Origin of the sequence: Devosia indica (assembly GCF_003056405.1) — a bacterium.
In the GTDB taxonomy this organism is placed as follows: Bacteria; Pseudomonadota; Alphaproteobacteria; order Rhizobiales; family Devosiaceae; genus Devosia; species Devosia indica.
The window spans coordinates 86,557-103,442 of the sequence record NZ_PYVZ01000010.1 but is presented as its reverse complement, the minus strand read 5'-3'; the positions used below and the strand labels follow the sequence as shown (position 1 = coordinate 103,442).

The following is a 16,886-nucleotide window of genomic DNA, read 5'->3' as shown; positions in this document are numbered from 1 at the left end:
CCATTGATTCAACATCCGTGCTCGCCTGGTATGACCGCCATGCGCGCGAGCTGCCCTGGCGGGTTTCGCCGGCAGACCGACGCCAGGGCGTTCGGCCCGGTCCCTATCGGGTATGGCTGAGCGAAGTGATGTTGCAGCAGACCACGGTGGCGGCCGTGAAGGCCTATTTTGTGCGCTTCACCACGCTCTGGCCAACAGTGCAGGACCTGGCGGCCACCCCGCTCGACAACGTGCTGCGCGAATGGGCCGGGCTTGGCTATTATGCCAGGGCGCGCAATCTGCATGCCTGCGCCAGGGCCGTGGTGGCGGAGCATGGCGGGGTGTTTCCCGACAGTGCCGCCGGCCTGCAAAGCCTGCCCGGCATCGGCGCCTATACCAGCGCCGCCATCGCCGCGATCTGCTTTGACGAACGCGTTGCCGTGCTCGATGGCAATCTCGACCGGGTGCTGGCGCGCTACTATGCGCTCGACGTACCGGTGCGCGAGGCCAAGGATGCATTGCGCGGCGCCCTGCAACTGGCCGTGCCCGAGCGGGCCGGGGATTTTGCCCAGGCCATGATGGACCTGGGCGCCACCATCTGCGCCCCGCGCGCCGCCATGTGTCTGGTCTGCCCCTTGCACGATGGTTGCGAAGCCCGGCAGCAGGGCGAGCCGACGCGCTATCCGGTCAAGCCGGCCAAGACCGAGCGACCGGTCCGCCGTGGCCATGCCTTCGTCATGCGCGACGGGGGCGGAGATGTTTACCTGCAATCCCGCCCGGGCAAGGGCCTGCTTGCCGGCATGACGGAAGTGCCGACTTCAGATTGGGGCGATGTGTTAGGGGAGCCGGATTTCCCCGCCAAAGGCGATTGGCGCCGGCATGGCCAGGTGGTCCATGTGTTCACCCATTTCCGGCTGGAGCTGGAGGTTTGGTCGGCGCTCGTTGCGCCTGACGGCCTCAATGCCGGCTGGTGGGCGCCGCCAGATGCCCTCAAGGGCGAGGCGCTGCCCACGCTGTTCAGGAAGGTATTGGCGGAGGCTGGGCTTAGCTGAGCAGCAGGCCCATCATCAAGATATCCTCGTGGACGCCATCGCGCAGCAACGCCCGCCGGCGGCGGCCTTCATGGGCGAAGCCGGCCTTTTCATAGAGTGCGATGGCTGGGGTATTGGAGGCATAGACTTCCAGTTCCACCCGTTCGAACTTTCCCTGCGCCGCATTGAGCGCTGCGGTCACTAGGGTAGTGCCGATGCCCTTGCCGCGATGGCTGGCCAGCAGCCCCATGCCAAGCCCACCACAATGCTCCGAATCCTGCTCGCCGCTGCGGCAGATATCGCACCAGCCCACGATCTCATCCCCATCGATAGCAACGAATTGCGGGTTGCCGCTTGCTAGATTGCTGGCAATGAATTGCAGCGAACGCGCCAGCGGCGGGGCCTCGGTGAGACGCAAAAACCGGCGTTCGCGCACCACGCTGTCGAGCGCGGCGTGAAAGCCCCCGGCATCGTCCAGGGTTATTGGGCGGATGGTGATGTTGAGGCCTAGTTCGAACCTTGTGTTGCGAAGGGAATGCCGACCATTACTCACCTTGGTTTTCCCACGTTTGCTGCTCGTAGCGTCGCGCGCTTATGGCTTTTTTCATGGGCGGATCATCTGCTGCCACTATGCTCAGGCTATTTTCAATTTTTCTAAGCGTGGGGACGACACCCATCACCGCGTCATAGGCAGGGTCCAATAGGTGAAGTACGCTGTATGTGTACCCGCGCTTTTCATCAGGCAACAGTTTGGGAAGCCAATCCCTAACTTCTTGGCAGTCTGCGTGAAACTTGGTTATCGCGAGAATGAGATCAGGCTTGAGAATGCCCAATTTGTTTGACAATGCCAAATATATCGTCGGGTGAGATAAGACGCTGCGTTCTAACAGGTATTCGTCGAACTTAACGTTCGGTCTCGGGGAAAAACCTTCGTCAAAGTATGCTGTAGCTACAAGGTTTGCAATTCTGGCGACTTGCGGTCGGAGTAGTAGGATTTCACCATAGAGCGCAGCAGTGGTGGACAATGCTTCAAGTTCGCGAAGCCTATTGTCTCGTTTGCGGTTTAAGTACGAATTGAAAAGTGCACCAAGTATTATCGCGAAAATACCAAACACGAATGTCGTAGTTGCGCTGACGAGTGTCAGCGCGCCACCTTGCAATTCGCCCATCCACTCCACAAGTGCCCCCATTTCCCGCCCCCAACAGGTATGAATGGGTGACAACATAGCAAACAAAAAGGCCGCCGGGGCAAACCGGCGGCCAGTTTTTAGAGCCTGTGAACTGATTGGAGGTCAGGATCAGGCAGAAAGCAAATCAAGTTTTTGACGAATGTCGGCGCGCAATGTGTCGATCGGCTCCATTCGTCCTGATCGTTCGTGGTGCCAGAAGGTCCACCCGTTGCATGACTCGGAGCCCTGAACCAGCGCACCGACCCTGTGGATCGACCCCTGGTGTGGACCCGAGACGAGCGAGCCGTCTGCACGAACCATGGCCGAATAACGCCGGCCCGCGTCGAAAAGTTGCGTGCCCACATCGAGCACACCCTGTTCCACAAGCGAGCCGAAGGGAATGCGGGTTTCCTTGCGCTTGGGCGTCACCGATTGCAGGGCTTCGAAGACGCCCGGGCGGATGGTGGCGATGCGCTGCCGGGCGCCCGCGATATAGTCGGGCTCACGCTCGATGCCGATGAAATGGCGGCCCAGCTTTCGGGCCACCGCGCCGGTGGTGCCGGTCCCAAAGAACGGGTCGAGCACGATGTCGCCGGGCTTGGTGGTGGCATTGAGAATGCGGAACAGGAGGGCCTCGGGCTTCTGCGTGGGATGCAGCTTGCCGTCATCCTCGTCCTTGAGGCGTTCCGAGCCGGTGCAGATCGGGAACAGCCAGTCCGAGCGCATCTGCGTATCGTCATTGGCCAGTTTCATGGCTTCATAATTGAAGGTGACACGGCTCTTCTGGCTTTTGGCCGCCCAGATCAGCGTCTCATGCGCATTGGTAAAGCGCGTACCGCGGAAATTGGGCATCGGATTGGCCTTGCGCCAGATCACGTCGTTGAGCATCCAGAAGCCCAGATCCTGCAATGCCGTGCCGACCCGGAAAATATTGTGATACGAGCCGATCACCCACATTGCCCCGTCGGGCTTGAGCACCCGTTTGGCAGCGCTCATCCAGGCGCGGGTAAACTGGTCGTAATGGGCAAAGCTGTCGAACTTGTCCCAGTCATCATCGACCGCATCGACCCTGGACTGGTCGGGGCGAGTCAGACCCTGCTCGAGTTGCAGGTTATATGGAGGATCTGCGAAAATCAGATCGACGGAGCCGGCCGGCAAACTATTCATGTGGTCGATGCAATCGCCCACAAGGATAGTGTCGATCGGCAGGCGTGTGGCCTGCCTTTCCGCATCGGCCTTCTTGGCCGTACGCGCGGTACGCAACATACACTTAACCCTAACGCAGTACTAACAAGCCCGTTATAGGGGCGCGAGGTTAATGGAGCGTTCGCAAGGGGTTAGCGAGGGGTTAATCTACCGTCTCAATGACCGTTTCGCGCACCAGAAGCGCTGCCACGGGAGCAAAATCGCGCCGGTGGTGACGGCTGGGGCCATGCAGGTTCAGCGCGGCCAGATGCGCCGCCGTGCCATAGCCCTTGTGGCCCGAGAAACCGAACTGCGGCGCATCGCAATCCATGATGGTGCACATGCGGTCGCGTGTGACCTTGGCGATGATCGAGGCAGCGGCAATCGAGACGCTGCGTCCGTCCCCGCCGATCAGTGCGATGCCGGGGCAGGGGAGTTCGGGCGGCACATCGCGCCCATCAACTAGCGCGCGATCGACCGGGCAGGGCAGGGCCGCAACCGCCCGCGCCATGGCGGCCAGGGTCGCGCCGCGAATATTGCGCAGCACAATTTCATCGGGAGGTGCCGAGACGACGGCAACCTCGGCACAAGCCATGATCGCGTTATAGAGCGCGTCACGCCGCTCGGCACTCAGCTTCTTGGAATCGTTGAGCCCTTCGGGAATATTGTCCGGATCGAGCCGCACCGCCGCCACGACAACCGGCCCGGCCAGCGGCCCGCGACCGGCCTCGTCGACGCCGGCGACAAATCGTGCCCCGCGCGCCAGCAGCATTTCCTCATGGCTGAAATCGGGAAAGCCGGCCTCGGCCGCAAAGAGCGTTCCGGTTGCCGGGTCTGTTGGGCGACGCCGGGCCATGCTCAGGCTTTGCCTCGCAGCCTGGCCTGGAGCGCTTCGCGGTCTTCAGCGAACAGATGGCGGCCGGCCTGATTGGTCTCCCCCACAAAATCGCGCACGGCCTTGCTCGCGTTCATATGCTGGGAAATATCACCCAGCACGGCCAGCCGCATCTGGTAATTCTGCAGTTTCTGAAAGAAGTGGCCGAGCTGCCTTGTGGAAAGATCGAAGAACCCTTCCGCAAACCGCTCGGCGGGAACCGCGATCATGTCGGTTTCGGTGCCATAGGTCTCGCCGAGCAGGTCCAGGGCATCTTGCTCACTTGCCAGGGCCTGCCCTTCGGCCGAAACGAAATAGACCGTCACTCCGTTGATGTTCTCGATGACCATGATGAGCAATCCCAAGTTTCTTGATCGGCATCGGAGCCCGTGATTGCTGCAAGGCCCTGCCACATGCTTTTGCCGATCACACTTATGCTGATACAAGAGTCTGGCCGGGGGGCAAAGGCGAGAGAGACTTTGATGCGCAATGCGACAGGCCTTGCAGCGTTTTTGCTGCTGACCGGTGCCGTTTCGGCCGAGCCCTTCCACCACCCTTATGGCGAATGGCGTGAATATCATCGGGACTGGCTGGCGGCCTGTCCCGATTCCATCAATGAGGACGCCGCCGACTATTACGGCTATTCCTGCTTTGCCAGCACGGGCAGCCAGGAGCTCAACGGCGCAGGACTGCCAGCCTATAAGCTGACCCTGATCCGCAATCGGCTCAATGGGGAGCTCGATATCGCGATCACGGTGTCGCCGGGGGATGGAGAATATGATCCCGACCGTCCCATTGCGCTGCGATTTGGCGGTGAAGCGCCCATTGCCCTCACTTTGGCCTCGGGGCTCGAAACCCGGCACAATACGATCAATCAGTTCTTCATCACCGGCCCCCGGCGCACCGACATTCTCGACAGGATGAAGGATCGCAACGCCCTGACCCTCTCGGTGCCGCTGATGGGGCTGGACGATCCGGTCGAAACCTGGCTCTCGCTGCGCGGCGTGCTGGCATCGCTCGATTTCATGGCCACCTATGCGCGCCGGGTGGCGCAATATTGAGACGCGACGGCTAGAACAGGCTCATCTGCGGGCTTTCCACCGTCGGGGCCTCGAACAGGTCGGCGCGGAGCGGCGGTAGCTTGGCATCGAGCCCGTAGCGCTCGCGGGCCTTTTCGAAACGCTGGCGCAGCAGGGTGGCATAGGGGCCCTCGCCGGTCATGCGGCTGCCGAAGCGCGGATCATTGTCGCGCCCGCCACGCGTGTCGCGCACCAGCGAGAGCACATGACGCACCCGGTCCGGGAAATGCCTGAGCAGCCATTCGCGGAACACGTCCCGCACTTCGCCGGGCAGGCGCAAAAGGATCATCTGCGCACTGATCGCGCCCTGGGCCTTGCCTGCGTCGAGAATGCGTTCGAGCTCCATGTCGTTGATCGCCGGGATCATCGGCGAGGCGAAGATGGCGGTTGGAATGCCGGCCTCCGAAAGCAATCGAATAGCTTCCAGCCGCCGCGCCGGGGAGGAGGCGCGCGGCTCCATTTTGCGGCTCAGCTTGTGGTCCATCGAGGTGACCGAAATCGCGACCTTCACCAGCCCCAATTTGGCCAGTTCTGTGAGGATATCGAGGTCCCGTACGATCAGCGCCGATTTGGTGGTGATCATCACCGGATGCCTGGTTTCCAGCATCACTTCGAGAATGCCGCGCGTCAGCTTGTGGGTGCGCTCGGCGGGCTGGTAGGGGTCGGTATTGGTGCCCATGGCAATAGGCTTGGCGCGGTAGTTCTTTGCCGAAAGTTCGGCCCGCAGCGCCTCTACGGCATTGGCCTTCACATAGATATCGCGCTCGAAGTCCACCCCGGCTGAATGCCCCAGATAGGCATGGGTCGGCCGCGCAAAGCAGTATGAGCAGCCATGCTCGCAACCGCGATAGGCATTGATCGAGCGCTCAAAGCCGATATCGGGACTGTCATTGCTGGTGATGATGGTCTTGGCGCGCTCGATATGTTCGATTGTTTCGAACATGGGCATTGCCTCGACGCTGCCCCAGCCGTCATCGAAGCTGTCACGCTGATGCTTTTCAAACCGGCCCACGCGATTGCTCTGCGCGCCCCGGCCGCGAATGCTGTCGGGTCGCTCCAGTTCGCGCCGCGCAAGATCGGCGTCCCGGCTGCGGCTCAGACGTTCAAGGGCTTCAAAAGAGGGCGCCTGATAAAGGGCCATGGTTCTGTCTCCTGCCTCGACGCGGAAGGGAATCGTCTCTCCTCCAACGCATTGGAAAGTTATCAGGTTGAATAGAACAGAACAAGAACATGTATGCGGCAAAGCTGGCTGCCGTGACAGATATCAGCATGGCGCCCATGCATTACAAGACTTTACCGCAGCCCGATCCGGGCGTAGGAAACCGAGCCCAACCGGCTTTATCGGCCATCCGCAATTGTGCGCTGCGCTCGTCTCGTTGAAGGCACGCAGGGCCCCGAAATTCATGCTGCTGACACTGGCTGTCGCGCGATTTTTGCAATTCCCGTGTCGAAAGCTGACGGCGCCGGCCGTCGCATGGGCGACACGCTATTCGTGATGAGGGTTACGACACATGACACTGCAAGCCACATTGGATGAGACGGCCGAGATCGCGCCGCACCATCCCGACAATGCCGCACGCAACAGGCTGGTCATCGCCATCCTGCTGGTCTCGACCTTTGTCGTGTTTCTCAACGAAACCATCATGAGCGTGGCCATTCCGCATCTGATGGGCGACCTCGGCGTTACCGCCAGCGCGGCCCAATGGCTGACCACGGGCTTCCTCTTGACCATGGCGGTGGTGATCCCGATCACCGGCTTCCTGCTGCAGCGGATCAATACCCGGCCGATCTTCATGCTCGCCATGGCTATCTTTTCGACTGGCACATTGGCCTGCGCCCTGGCGCCGGGCCTTGAACTGCTGATCGTCGGGCGCGTCATTCAGGCCATCGGCACCGCCATCATGATGCCTTTGCTGATGACCACTGTGATGACCCTTGTGCCACCCGAATCGCGCGGCAAGACCATGGGCAATATTTCCATCGTCATGTCGGTGGCCCCGGCCATCGGCCCGACCATTGGCGGGTTCATCTTGGCCAATTTCGACTGGCGCTTCATGTTCTATTTCACCTTGCCCATTGCCATTGCGGCACTGGTGCTGGGCGCGCTGCGCATCCGCAATGTCTCGACCCCCCGCTATGCCCCGCTCGATGTGCTGTCGGTGATCCTGTCGGCCTTTGCCTTTGGCGGTCTGGTCTATGGCCTGTCGAGCTTTGGCGAGAGCTTTGCCCATACTGGCGAGGCGGGGCCGGTGCCGCTCTGGCTGCCGATCGCCGTCGGCGTGATCGCCATGGGGCTGTTTGCCTGGCGCCAATTCGGCCTGCAGCGCGACGACAAGGCCCTGCTTGACCTGCGCGTGTTCCAGTCGCGCAACTATACCGTGTCGGTCTCGATGATGCTGGTGGCCATGATGGCCCTGTTCGGCACCGTCATCCTGCTACCCATCTATACCCAGAACGTGGTCGGGCTCGACACGCTCGAAACCGGCCTGCTGCTGTTGCCTGGCGGTCTGATCATGGGCCTGCTCGGCCCGGTCGTCGGCCGGCTTTATGACCGCGTCGGCCCCAGGGTGCTGGCCGTGCCGGGCGCCGTTCTGGTCTCGGCCGTACTTTGGGCGCTGACCACTGTGGGGCAGGACACCGCGCCCTGGGCTTTGCTGGCCGGCCATGTGGTGCTCAGTGTCGGCCTGGCGCTGATCTTTACCCCGGTCTTCACTTCGTCCATGGGATCGGTACGCATGGAGCTTTACTCGCACGCCTCGGCAGTGCTGGGCTCGATCCAGCAATTGGCCGGCGCGGCGGGCATTGCCTTGTTCGTGGCGTTGATGACCATTCGCACCGCGGCGCTTACGGCCGAGGGAGTGGAGCCGGTCGAGGCCCTGGCCGGCGGCATCCGTGCCGCGTTCCTGGTCGGCGCGATCATCTCGCTCTTTGCTATCCTTGCGGCCTTCTTCATCCGCAAGCCCGAGGGCGGAGCACCGGGCCATGGCGGTGGTCACTGACGCTACCCTGCAACAATAACTTCCAGCTCCCGCCCCCAAAAGGGCGGGAGTTTTTCTTGGCGCCAACCATTTCATTACCAATGCGGGCTAGTGCTGGAGCTGGAGGATGTCCGATGGATACCCAAGACAACTTCGCCATCCTGGCGCCGCTGATCCAGCTCTCCTTTGCCGCCGTGTTCTGCTGGCTGCAGCGGACCGGCATTGACTCGGCCTGGCGCTGGGGTCTGGCCTATGGCTTGAGCGCCTTGGCCGCGCTGCTCTACCTGCCGCCCTTCGATCCCGCCATCCAGACCGTTCTTTCGGATGCCTGCTATCTGGTGGCGTATTCGATGTTTGGCGAGGCGATCCTGGCCCGTCACAACCAATCGCTGCGGCGCGTGATACGGACCATTGTGTTGCTCGCCTTTCTCGGGCTGGATCTGATCGCCGTCATGGTCTTTGACAGCCTCGCCCTGAGTGTGCTGGCCATCGATATGGGGGTGGGCGTACTGCTCGCTTTCGGCCTGCTCGCCTGGCGGCACATGCGCAGCAGCGTGGATATCACGCTTGGCCTATGTGCTCTGCTGAGCGTGGCAGTTAACCTCCTTTCGGCGATCACCTATGGGCTGGTGTTTCCGGCGCAGGTCGAGGTGGCGCAGCTGTTTGGCAGCGAATATGCCTATCTCATGCAATTGACGGGCAGTGTGTTCGGCATCTGGTTCGGCCTGTCGGCCCTGGCCACCTATTCGCTCGATGCCATGGCGAAATATCGCGAAGCGGCGGACCGGGACCCGCTGAGCGGGCTGCTCAACCGGCGCGGCTTTGACGCTGCAACCAAATCACTGATCGAGAAGCGCCAGCGCGGGGCCTTGCTGACCGTGGATATCGACCACTTCAAGCAGATCAATGACCGTTACGGCCATGATGCCGGTGACCTGGTGCTGGTCGGGTTGGCCGATATCCTGCGCTCGACCCTGCCGGACAAGGCGATCATTGCCCGCTTTGGTGGCGAGGAATTCGTGGTGGTCGTTCCGCAGGCATCCTTGAGCGAAGGCGGCGCGCTGGCCCACGCGATCCGCGTGACCTGCGCCGGCCATGACTGGCGGCCGGCAGGCATCGACCGGCAGGTCACCGTTTGCCTGGGCGTGTCCGAAGCCGGTCTCGATGAGGAGACCTGGCGCCCGGCTTTCAACCGTGCCGATGCGGCGCTCTATGCCGCCAAGGAAGCGGGCCGGAACCAGGTGATGTTCGCCCGCAATGACAGGCTGCAACCAATCAGCCGCAGCGCTGCGTGAGCAGACATCAGCGCTCGTCGAGCCGGGGCATCAGTTCGACGAAATTGCACGGCTTGTGCCGGTAGTCGAGCTGGTGGGTGAGGATGCCTTCCCAGGCGTCGCGGCAGGCGCCGCGCGAACCGGGCAGGCAGAAGACGAACGTCGTGCCGATCAGCCCGGCCGTGGCTCGCGATTGCAGCGAAGATGTACCCACGGTGGTCGCTGAATATTGGTGGAACAGCACCGAGAAGCCTTCCATGCGCTTGTCGAACAGCGGTTCGACAGCTTCCGGTGTGATGTCGCGCCCGGAAAAGCCGGTGCCGCCGGTGGTCAGGATCACATCGACCCGGGGGGTGGCGACATAGGCCTGCACGGCGGCGCGCACGAGCTGGATCTCGTCACGCACCACCTGCCGTTCGAAGCAGTGATGCCCATCGGCCTCAAGCAGGGATTTGAGCAGCGCGCCGCCGGTATCGGTCTCCAGCGTGCGCGTGTCGGAGACGGCAATGACGGCGATGGAAAGTGGCTTGAAGGCCCGGTCCTCAAACTTTTCCGTTTTGAACATCGCCATCATCCTCCAGCGTCTCGATCAGTTCCTCGGGCACCGGATCTTCCCCGCCGGCCACGAACTCGTCGGCTTCACTATCAGCCCGCGGGTCCAGAACAAAGGTCTCGGGTGTCACCTGCTTGTCGCTCATCGCCTGGAACGGCGCGCGCTCGGCGGCGTCCACACTCTTGCGCACCCGCATCCGCAGATAGGCGGCGCCCGCCAATGCCCCGTGGAACGTGGCCGTGACGAGGAACAGGCCGACCGGGTGCCAGGCACCCATGATCAGCGAGGCAACCGCAGGGCCGATGGCGAGGCCCACCCCCAGAATGAGCAGCATGCCCCCGGCGATCTTGGCAAAGTCCCCATCGCGGGCAAAGTCGTTGGCATGGGCAACCGCGACCGCATAGATGGGGTTGGCGGCAAAGCCATAGGCGGCAAACAGCACATACATGCCCCAGCCGGCGCCGGGATTGATCAGCACCGTCAGCGCGCCCACCACGGCCGCAAAACCAGATAGGCCAATCAGCACCAGGCGGCGGTCGACGCGGTCGGACAGGCGCCCGAACGGCACCTGCGCCACCGCACCCAGAATAGCCGCCACGGCGAACAGCAAGGCGATTCCGCCTGCATCCAGCCCCTGCTCATAGCCATAGACCGGCGCCAGCGTGCCGAAGGCGCCATTGGCCATGCCGCAAGAAAAGGCCGCAATGGCGGCAACCGGCGAGGTCCGGTAGAGCAGTTTGAGATCGAGCCGGGCCGACTGCAGCGGCTTGGGTTGCGGGCTCGACGTGAGGGCCGTGGGCAGCACCGCGCAGATGAAGCTGATCGCGCCGATGACAAAGGGTATATAGCCCGCGGTGCCAGTGACCGACATGGCAATCTGCCCCAGGGTCGACGCGGCCATGTTGATCGTCACATAGATCGAAAAGATCGTGCCGCGGCTGCGGTTGTCGGCCACTTCGTTGAGCCAGCTTTCCACGATCATCGCCGCGCCGGCAAAGCAGAAGCCGGAAAGCGCGCGCAGCACGATCCAGCTAATGTCGTTGATCCACAGCAGGTTGAGCAGGATCGTGACCGTGCCGATGGCCGCCATCACCGAGAAGGCGCGGATATGCCCCACCTTGCGAACCACCAGCGGCACGGCCAGGGACCCGGCCACGAAACCGATCGACCAGCCCGTGCCGATCAGGCCCAGCGCCAATAGCGAGAAATTCTCTTCGGCGCCACGGACCGACAGCAGCAGCCCCTGCAGGCCGCCACCGAACATGAGCAGGGCTGACCCCAGGAACAGGGCATAAATCTTGACGACGGAAGCCATGACGCAGTTCGGCCTTCAGGTAGAGCGTTGCAAATCACACGAACGCGACCATAGCGCGTTCAGTTGCGCTGGATAGTCCCGAAATCCGGATCAGGCGAGCCCGAGTTCGTCCACACGCTGCCGGAAGCTCAGCAGGTCCCGCCAGGCCTGTTGCTTGGCCGGCGGATTGCGCAGCAGATAGGCCGGGTGCAGCGTGGGCAGGGCCGGCACAGTATGGGTGCCAATGGTCACGTCCTGCCATCTGCCACGCATCTTTATGATGCCGCTGGTGGTCTTGAACACGGTCTGCATGGCGGGGCCACCCAGCGTCATCACCAGGCTGGGCGCGACCAGTTCCACCTGCCGGTTTAGGAAGGGCAGGCACAATTCCATTTCCTCGGGCGTCGGCGTGCGATTGCCGGGCGGACGCCAGGGCACCGTGTTGACGATATAGACCGATGTGCGGTCCAGCCCGATGGCACCGAGCATGCGGTCGAGCAATTGACCCGACCGGCCGACAAAGGGTTTGCCCTGCCGGTCCTCTTCAGCCCCGGGGGCTTCGCCGATCAGCATGATTTTGGCGTCCGGATTGCCATCGGCAAACACCAGTTGCGTGGCACGGAATTTCAGCCCGCAGCCATCATAGCGTTCAAGCGCAGCGCGCAGGGCATCAAGCGATTGGGCCGACGCCGCCAATTGACGGGCTTCGCTCGGATCGCCGCCAACCGGGCCGGAAAGGGGTGGGGGCGCTGCCGGTGCCGCACCGGCCGGTGCCGCGCGCGGCGGCATCGCCGCTGGCATTGGCGGCTTCTGGGCAAAGCGGTCGACCGGTTCGTCAAGCACGGCCAAATCCACCCCGGCGGCCCGATACCAGTCGAGCACCGAGAGCAGTTCGGCATTGTTGAGCGGTCGATCTTGAGACATTGGGCCCGTTATGTCACACCCCGTCCAAGGGAACCAGTCGCCCTCCAAGCCCCAAAGGTGCATTTCCAATGGCAGAAGCCGGCAATCGCGAAACGCTTCCGACAGATGTGCTGATCGTCGGCGCCGGTCCGTCCGGTCTGGCCGCGGCCATTCGGCTCAAGCAGCGTTATCCCGAGCTTGCCGTCACTGTCGTGGAAAAGGCCGCCGAAATCGGTGGACATATCCTTTCGGGCGCGGTGATGGACCCGGTGGGCCTTGATGCCCTGATCCCTGACTGGCGCCTCAAGGGCGCGCCGGTCGGTCCCGATGTATCCAGGGACACCTATCACTTCCTCACCCGGTCGGCGGATTTCGCCTTTCCCCACGTGCTGGTACCGCCGCAGATGCGGACCAGGGATGGTATTATCGTCAGCCTGGGCGATCTGGTGCGCTGGCTGGGTGAACAGGCGGCTGAACTGGGCGTCGATATTTTCCCCATGACCGCGGCGGTCGATGTGCTGCGAAGTGGCGATGGCCCGGTGCGCGGCATCATCACCGGCGATCTTGGCCTGGATGCAGACGGCAATCCCAAGCCCGGACACGCAGAGGGTATTGCGCTTGAAGCGAAATATACCCTGATCGCCGAAGGCGCGCGCGGCTCCTTGGCCAAGCAGATCATCGGCGATTTCGCACTCGACCAGAATGCCAGCCCGCAAAAATTTGGCCTTGGCATCAAGGAAGTCTGGGAAATTCCAGCAGAGCGGCATCAGGCGGGGCGGGTCGACCACTATCTGGGATTCCCGCTCGATAACGCGACTGGCGGGGGCGGCTTTGCCTATCACGCCCAGGACAACAGGCTCTATCTCGGGCTGGTCGTGCATCTTGACTATGCCGACCCCACGCTCTCGCCCTTTGACGAATTCCAGCGCTTCAAGACCCATCCCTCCATCGCCCGCCTGCTCGAAGGGGCGACCCGCATCAGCTATGGCGCCCGTTCGCTGACCGCTGGTGGATTGCAGGCCATCCCCGATCTGGCCTTCGAGGGGGGCGGGCTGATCGGCTGTGCGGCCGGGTTCATGAATGCCCCGCGCCTCAAAGCCATCCACAATGCCATTCTGTCCGGCATCGGGGCTGCTGACGCGGTCGGCGATGCCATCGCTGCCGGGCGCCAGCATGACCGGATTGCCGATCTTGGGCACCACATCCTCTCGACCGGTATCGAAAAAGAACTGACCGGCGTGCGCAATCTCAAGCCGCTCTGGGGCCGGTTCGGCACGCTGCTTGGCGCGTTTCTGGGCGGCTTCGACATGTGGTGCCAGACCGTGCTGCGCTTTTCCCCCTTCGGCACGCTGCGCTGGAACACGCCTGATTCGGCCAAGCTGAAGACTTTGGACGAGGTCACACCGCGCCAATATGCCCGTCCTGACGGCAAGGCGACCTTTGATCGGTCGTCCTCGGTATTTCTGGCCAATCTCGCCCATGACGAGGATCAGCCGGTACACCTCAAGCTGGCTGATCCGTCCGTACCGGTCAGCGAAAATCTGCCGCGCTATGGTGAGCCGGCGCCGCTCTATTGCCCTGCGGGCGTTTATGAAATGGCCGAGGAACACGGCGCGCCGGTCTTCCGTATTCACCCGGCCAATTGCGTGCATTGCAAGACCTGCGACATCAAGGATCCGGCCCGCAACATCACCTGGGTGCCCCCCGAGGGCGGCAGTGGGCCCAACTACAGCGGAATGTGACCATGCGAAGCGGGCGCTGCCCTTGCGGCGCAGTCGCAAAACGGACAATCTTTGCGCCCAAACGCAGCCAGCAATGGCATAGGGAGAATTTGAGCACGTGACCCTGCTTTCCAATCGACCGGTATGGCGCCTCGCAATGGCTGCCATGCTTGCCCTGATGGCGACACCCCTGGCGGCCCAGAGCGAGGCATCTGCGGGCTTGCGTCAGGCCGCGCAGGACATGCTCAAACTGTTCCGGCCCAGCGTCACTGGCTCCTATATGGCCGGGCAGCAGGCGCTCAAGGATCTGCGGACGGACGAGGCCGCGCGCTATTTCTCCGATGCTGCCCAGGCCGATTGGGACAATCCCATTCTGGTCGAACGGGCCTTTGTGGCGCTCGCCACCGATGGGCAGATCGGCAAGGCCGCCTCCACGGCGCGGCGCATGCTCGAACTCGATCCGGCCAATGAGCTGGCCGAGCTGGTGGTGGCCTCCGAGGCGCTCAAGGAAAGGCGCTACGATTCCGCCGTGCGGCAGCTCAGCCAGATTTCGCAGGACAGCTTTAGCGGCATTACGGCCGGCATTCTGCGTGCCTGGGCCATGGTCGGTGACAACCGCGGCGATGACGCGCAGGCCTTGATGGAGCAGCTCGGCGCCAACGGGCTCGACGAGTTCCTGGTGTTCCATCGCGCGCTGATGGCCGAGGCCGCAGGCGATACTGAACTTGCTCTGGAGCTGGCCGCACGCGCCTTCGAGGCAGAGCCCTATGTGGCGCGCATGGCCGAGGTCTATGCCCGCATGCTGGCCAATGCCGGACGCTTCGACGAGGCCAGTGACGTGCTTGACGCTTTCGAGAGCGAAGGTCTGACCCACCCAATTATCGAAATCGTCCGCGAATCGATCGAAGCCGGTCGTCGTCCGGGCGTGTTTGCCGCCAATGTGCAGATCGGCGCCGCTGAAATGTTCCACGGCATTGGCGTGGCCCTGTCGCGCGATGGCAGCTCCGATCTGGCGCTGGTCTTCCTGCGCCTTGGCGTCTATCTCGATCCCGGTGCCGATGTCATCTCGCTGGCGCTGGGGCAATTGCTCGACATTGCCGGGCAGCATCAGGCCGCCAACCAGATTTATGATGCCATTCCGGCAAATTCGGCCATGAAGCCGATGGCTGTCGTGCGCGTGGCCCAGAATCTGGATACCACCGGCGACCGTGCCGAAGCCATTCGCCGTCTCAACAATATCGTCGCCACGCGCCCCGACGATCTCGACGCAGTGTCCGTGCTGGGCGATCTGCTGCGCTATGACGAGGACTACCTGGCTGCCGCCGAGGCCTATACCAAGGCGCTGGAGATAACCGGCGGCGAATCTCCGGCCGATTGGCGCTTCTATTATGTCCGCGGCATTGCCTATGAGCGCGCCAAGGAATGGCCCAGGGCCGAAGCCGACTTCCTCAAGGCCCTCGAGCTCAATCCGGATCAGCCCCAGGTCCTCAACTATCTGGGCTATAGCTGGATCGATCAGGACATGCATCTGGTGCGGGCGCTCGAAATGATCGAGAAGGCCGTCGCCGCCCAGCCGCAGGATGGCTACATCATCGATTCGCTCGGCTGGGCCTTCTACAAGCTCGACCGCATGGAAGAGGCCGTGGAAACGCTGGAACGCGCGGTCATGCTGCTGCCCAATGATCCTGAGATCAACGATCATCTGGGCGATGCCTATTGGAAAGTCGGGCGCAAGCTCGAAGCGCGCTTTCAGTGGAACATCGCCCGCTCGGTCGACGAGACGGGCAATGTGGCCGAACGGGTTGGACCCAAGCTTGCCGAGGGGCTGACGCCCGCCGCCGAAACCCAATAGTCCGCCCATGGTCGAGGCTATTGTTCAGACGGCGCCAGCCAAGATCAATCTGGCGCTGCATGTCACACGTCGGCGCGAAGACGGCTACCACGATCTCGAAAGCCTGATCGTGTTCGCCGATATTTTCGATGAGCTCGCAGCGCTCCCGGCGGACGAGGACAGCCTGACCATATCCGGTCCATTTTCGCGCGGTCTTGGCGCCGGGCCAAACAATCTGGTGCTTAAGGCCATCGCGGCCTTTCGTGCCCGTTGGCCAGAGCTTTCGCCACCGGGTCTCAATCTGCATCTGACCAAGAACCTGCCTGTCGCTGCCGGGATCGGGGGCGGTTCGGCCGATGCGGCTGCCGCTTTGCGCATCATGGCAGGTCTGGCCGCTGAGCCGGTGCCGGTTGCCGATCTGGCCGATCTGGCAGCGACCTTGGGCGCGGATGTGCCCGCTTGCCTGCTCTCGCGGCCGCTGGTGGCGCGCGGCGTGGGGGAAATCCTCTCGCCATTGCCCGATTTCCCGCAGCTCCATGTGACCCTGGTCAATCCGGGCGTAGCCGTGGCAACTGCCGACGTGTTCCGCCGGCTGCGTGCCCATGACAACTATCCCCTGCCGGCACTGCCCGAGCCCCTGACCCGGCCGGCGCAGCTCGGCCTCTGGCTCAACGAGACGCGCAATGACCTGCAGCCGCCAGCGGTCAAGCTGGTGCCCGAGATCGGTCTGCTCATCGAGGAAGTGGCCGAGACTCCCGGTTGCATGCTCTCGCGCATGTCCGGCTCCGGCGCCACCGTCTTCGGCCTGTTCGGCTCGGAAGGGCAGGCGCATGAGGCGGCCAATCACATTCGGCGGCAATATCCGGACTATTGGGCAGCGGCAGCCGCCATTTCCGTCCCGGCTGCTTGAAGCTGAACATTCAGCAAATGTGATTGCATAAGTGCCGGTCGCCGGTTTTGGGCCTTCGCGGCTTCTGCTACTAAATCTTGGGGGCGCATTTATTCGAGAACGCGC

At 62.8% G+C, this 16,886-nt stretch carries 16 protein-coding genes; 7 read left to right on the top strand and 9 right to left on the bottom strand.

Annotation, left to right across the window (positions count from 1 at the left end; genetic code table 11):
- The first annotated feature begins 2 nt into the window (after positions 1–2).
- Positions 3–1,031, top strand: coding sequence for an A/G-specific adenine glycosylase (gene mutY, locus DDE76_RS11325; RefSeq protein WP_104894730.1), 1,029 nt, complete (start codon positions 3–5; stop codon positions 1,029–1,031).
- On the opposite strand, the gene DDE76_RS11320 is transcribed toward mutY, so the two are convergent.
- The 5 genes from DDE76_RS11320 to DDE76_RS11300 form a co-directional block, all read right to left on the bottom strand.
- Positions 1,024–1,563: a GNAT family N-acetyltransferase gene (locus DDE76_RS11320; protein ID WP_245891888.1), complete on the bottom strand. Its 540-nt coding sequence runs from the start codon at positions 1,561–1,563 to the stop codon at positions 1,024–1,026. The two genes, mutY and DDE76_RS11320, sit on opposite strands and share 8 nt — an antisense overlap.
- The gene (locus DDE76_RS11315; protein ID WP_104891791.1) at positions 1,556–2,200 is read right to left on the bottom strand and encodes a hypothetical protein; all 645 of its coding nucleotides are present in this window, start codon (positions 2,198–2,200) and stop codon (positions 1,556–1,558) included. Before DDE76_RS11315 ends, DDE76_RS11320 begins: the two co-directional genes overlap by 8 nt.
- Positions 2,201–2,308: 108 nt before the next feature.
- Positions 2,309–3,445: a site-specific DNA-methyltransferase gene (locus tag DDE76_RS11310; protein WP_104891790.1), complete on the bottom strand. Its 1,137-nt coding sequence runs from the start codon at positions 3,443–3,445 to the stop codon at positions 2,309–2,311.
- Between the two features lie 82 nt (positions 3,446–3,527).
- Entirely contained in the window at positions 3,528–4,220 is a 693-nt protein-coding gene (locus DDE76_RS11305; RefSeq protein ID WP_104891789.1) for a ribonuclease HII, read from the bottom strand.
- A 2-nt stretch (positions 4,221–4,222) separates the two neighbouring features.
- Positions 4,223–4,588, bottom strand: a complete 366-nt coding sequence (locus DDE76_RS11300; protein WP_104894728.1) for a DUF4180 domain-containing protein — start codon at positions 4,586–4,588, stop codon at positions 4,223–4,225.
- A gap of 132 nt (positions 4,589–4,720) precedes the next feature.
- Between DDE76_RS11300 and DDE76_RS11295 the strand changes: the two genes are divergently transcribed.
- Positions 4,721–5,299 (top strand): hypothetical protein, encoded by a 579-nt coding sequence (locus DDE76_RS11295; protein ID WP_104891788.1) that lies wholly within the window; start codon positions 4,721–4,723, stop codon positions 5,297–5,299.
- A gap of 10 nt (positions 5,300–5,309) precedes the next feature.
- On the opposite strand, the gene DDE76_RS11290 is transcribed toward DDE76_RS11295, so the two are convergent.
- Positions 5,310–6,458, bottom strand: coding sequence for a PA0069 family radical SAM protein (locus DDE76_RS11290; protein WP_104891787.1), 1,149 nt, complete (start codon positions 6,456–6,458; stop codon positions 5,310–5,312).
- 370 nt (positions 6,459–6,828) lie between these two features.
- On the opposite strand from DDE76_RS11290, the gene DDE76_RS11285 reads away from it, so the two are divergent.
- Together DDE76_RS11285 and DDE76_RS11280 are read left to right on the top strand one after the other, a co-directional pair.
- Complete coding sequence (locus DDE76_RS11285) at positions 6,829–8,316, top strand: MDR family MFS transporter (RefSeq protein ID WP_104891786.1); 1,488 nt, start codon at positions 6,829–6,831, stop codon at positions 8,314–8,316.
- Between the two features lie 113 nt (positions 8,317–8,429).
- The gene (locus DDE76_RS11280) at positions 8,430–9,590 is read left to right on the top strand and encodes a GGDEF domain-containing protein (RefSeq protein ID WP_104891785.1); all 1,161 of its coding nucleotides are present in this window, start codon (positions 8,430–8,432) and stop codon (positions 9,588–9,590) included.
- Between the two features lie 7 nt (positions 9,591–9,597).
- Here the strand turns inward: DDE76_RS11280 and moaB are convergent, their stop codons facing one another.
- The 3 genes from moaB to DDE76_RS11265 all read right to left on the bottom strand — a co-directional run bounded on the left by moaB (position 9,598) and on the right by DDE76_RS11265 (position 12,340).
- Complete coding sequence (gene moaB / locus DDE76_RS11275; RefSeq protein ID WP_245891887.1) at positions 9,598–10,134, bottom strand: molybdenum cofactor biosynthesis protein B; 537 nt, start codon at positions 10,132–10,134, stop codon at positions 9,598–9,600.
- Entirely contained in the window at positions 10,112–11,437 is a 1,326-nt protein-coding gene (locus DDE76_RS11270) for an MFS transporter (RefSeq protein ID WP_104891783.1), read from the bottom strand. Before DDE76_RS11270 ends, moaB begins: the two co-directional genes overlap by 23 nt.
- Positions 11,438–11,527: 90 nt before the next feature.
- Positions 11,528–12,340 (bottom strand): uracil-DNA glycosylase, encoded by an 813-nt coding sequence (locus tag DDE76_RS11265; protein WP_104891782.1) that lies wholly within the window; start codon positions 12,338–12,340, stop codon positions 11,528–11,530.
- 68 nt (positions 12,341–12,408) lie between these two features.
- On the opposite strand from DDE76_RS11265, the gene DDE76_RS11260 reads away from it, so the two are divergent.
- The 3 genes from DDE76_RS11260 to DDE76_RS11250 all read left to right on the top strand — a co-directional run bounded on the left by DDE76_RS11260 (position 12,409) and on the right by DDE76_RS11250 (position 16,781).
- Positions 12,409–14,061 (top strand): electron transfer flavoprotein-ubiquinone oxidoreductase, encoded by a 1,653-nt coding sequence (locus DDE76_RS11260; protein ID WP_104891781.1) that lies wholly within the window; start codon positions 12,409–12,411, stop codon positions 14,059–14,061.
- Between the two features lie 97 nt (positions 14,062–14,158).
- Positions 14,159–15,892: a tetratricopeptide repeat protein gene (locus DDE76_RS11255; protein ID WP_157955764.1), complete on the top strand. Its 1,734-nt coding sequence runs from the start codon at positions 14,159–14,161 to the stop codon at positions 15,890–15,892.
- Between the two features lie 7 nt (positions 15,893–15,899).
- The gene (locus tag DDE76_RS11250; RefSeq protein ID WP_104891779.1) at positions 15,900–16,781 is read left to right on the top strand and encodes a 4-(cytidine 5'-diphospho)-2-C-methyl-D-erythritol kinase; all 882 of its coding nucleotides are present in this window, start codon (positions 15,900–15,902) and stop codon (positions 16,779–16,781) included.
- Positions 16,782–16,886 lie beyond the last annotated feature (105 nt).

What these genes read in the sequence shown, in the direction of transcription:
- DDE76_RS11315 (WP_104891791.1), bottom strand. Translation starts at nt 2,200, where the DNA reads ATGGGGGCACTTGTGGAGTGGATGGGCGAATTGCAAGGTGGCGCGCTG.
- DDE76_RS11310 (WP_104891790.1), bottom strand. Translation starts at nt 3,445, where the DNA reads ATGTTGCGTACCGCGCGTACGGCCAAGAAGGCCGATGCGGAAAGGCAG.
- DDE76_RS11305 (WP_104891789.1), bottom strand. Translation starts at nt 4,220, where the DNA reads ATGGCCCGGCGTCGCCCAACAGACCCGGCAACCGGAACGCTCTTTGCG.
- DDE76_RS11300 (WP_104894728.1), bottom strand. Translation starts at nt 4,588, where the DNA reads ATGGTCATCGAGAACATCAACGGAGTGACGGTCTATTTCGTTTCGGCC.
- DDE76_RS11295 (WP_104891788.1), top strand. Translation starts at nt 4,721, where the DNA reads ATGCGCAATGCGACAGGCCTTGCAGCGTTTTTGCTGCTGACCGGTGCC.
- DDE76_RS11290 (WP_104891787.1), bottom strand. Translation starts at nt 6,458, where the DNA reads ATGGCCCTTTATCAGGCGCCCTCTTTTGAAGCCCTTGAACGTCTGAGC.
- DDE76_RS11285 (WP_104891786.1), top strand. Translation starts at nt 6,829, where the DNA reads ATGACACTGCAAGCCACATTGGATGAGACGGCCGAGATCGCGCCGCAC.
- DDE76_RS11280 (WP_104891785.1), top strand. Translation starts at nt 8,430, where the DNA reads ATGGATACCCAAGACAACTTCGCCATCCTGGCGCCGCTGATCCAGCTC.
- moaB (WP_245891887.1), bottom strand. Translation starts at nt 10,134, where the DNA reads ATGTTCAAAACGGAAAAGTTTGAGGACCGGGCCTTCAAGCCACTTTCC.
- DDE76_RS11270 (WP_104891783.1), bottom strand. Translation starts at nt 11,437, where the DNA reads ATGGCTTCCGTCGTCAAGATTTATGCCCTGTTCCTGGGGTCAGCCCTG.
- DDE76_RS11265 (WP_104891782.1), bottom strand. Translation starts at nt 12,340, where the DNA reads ATGTCTCAAGATCGACCGCTCAACAATGCCGAACTGCTCTCGGTGCTC.
- DDE76_RS11260 (WP_104891781.1), top strand. Translation starts at nt 12,409, where the DNA reads ATGGCAGAAGCCGGCAATCGCGAAACGCTTCCGACAGATGTGCTGATC.
- DDE76_RS11250 (WP_104891779.1), top strand. Translation starts at nt 15,900, where the DNA reads ATGGTCGAGGCTATTGTTCAGACGGCGCCAGCCAAGATCAATCTGGCG.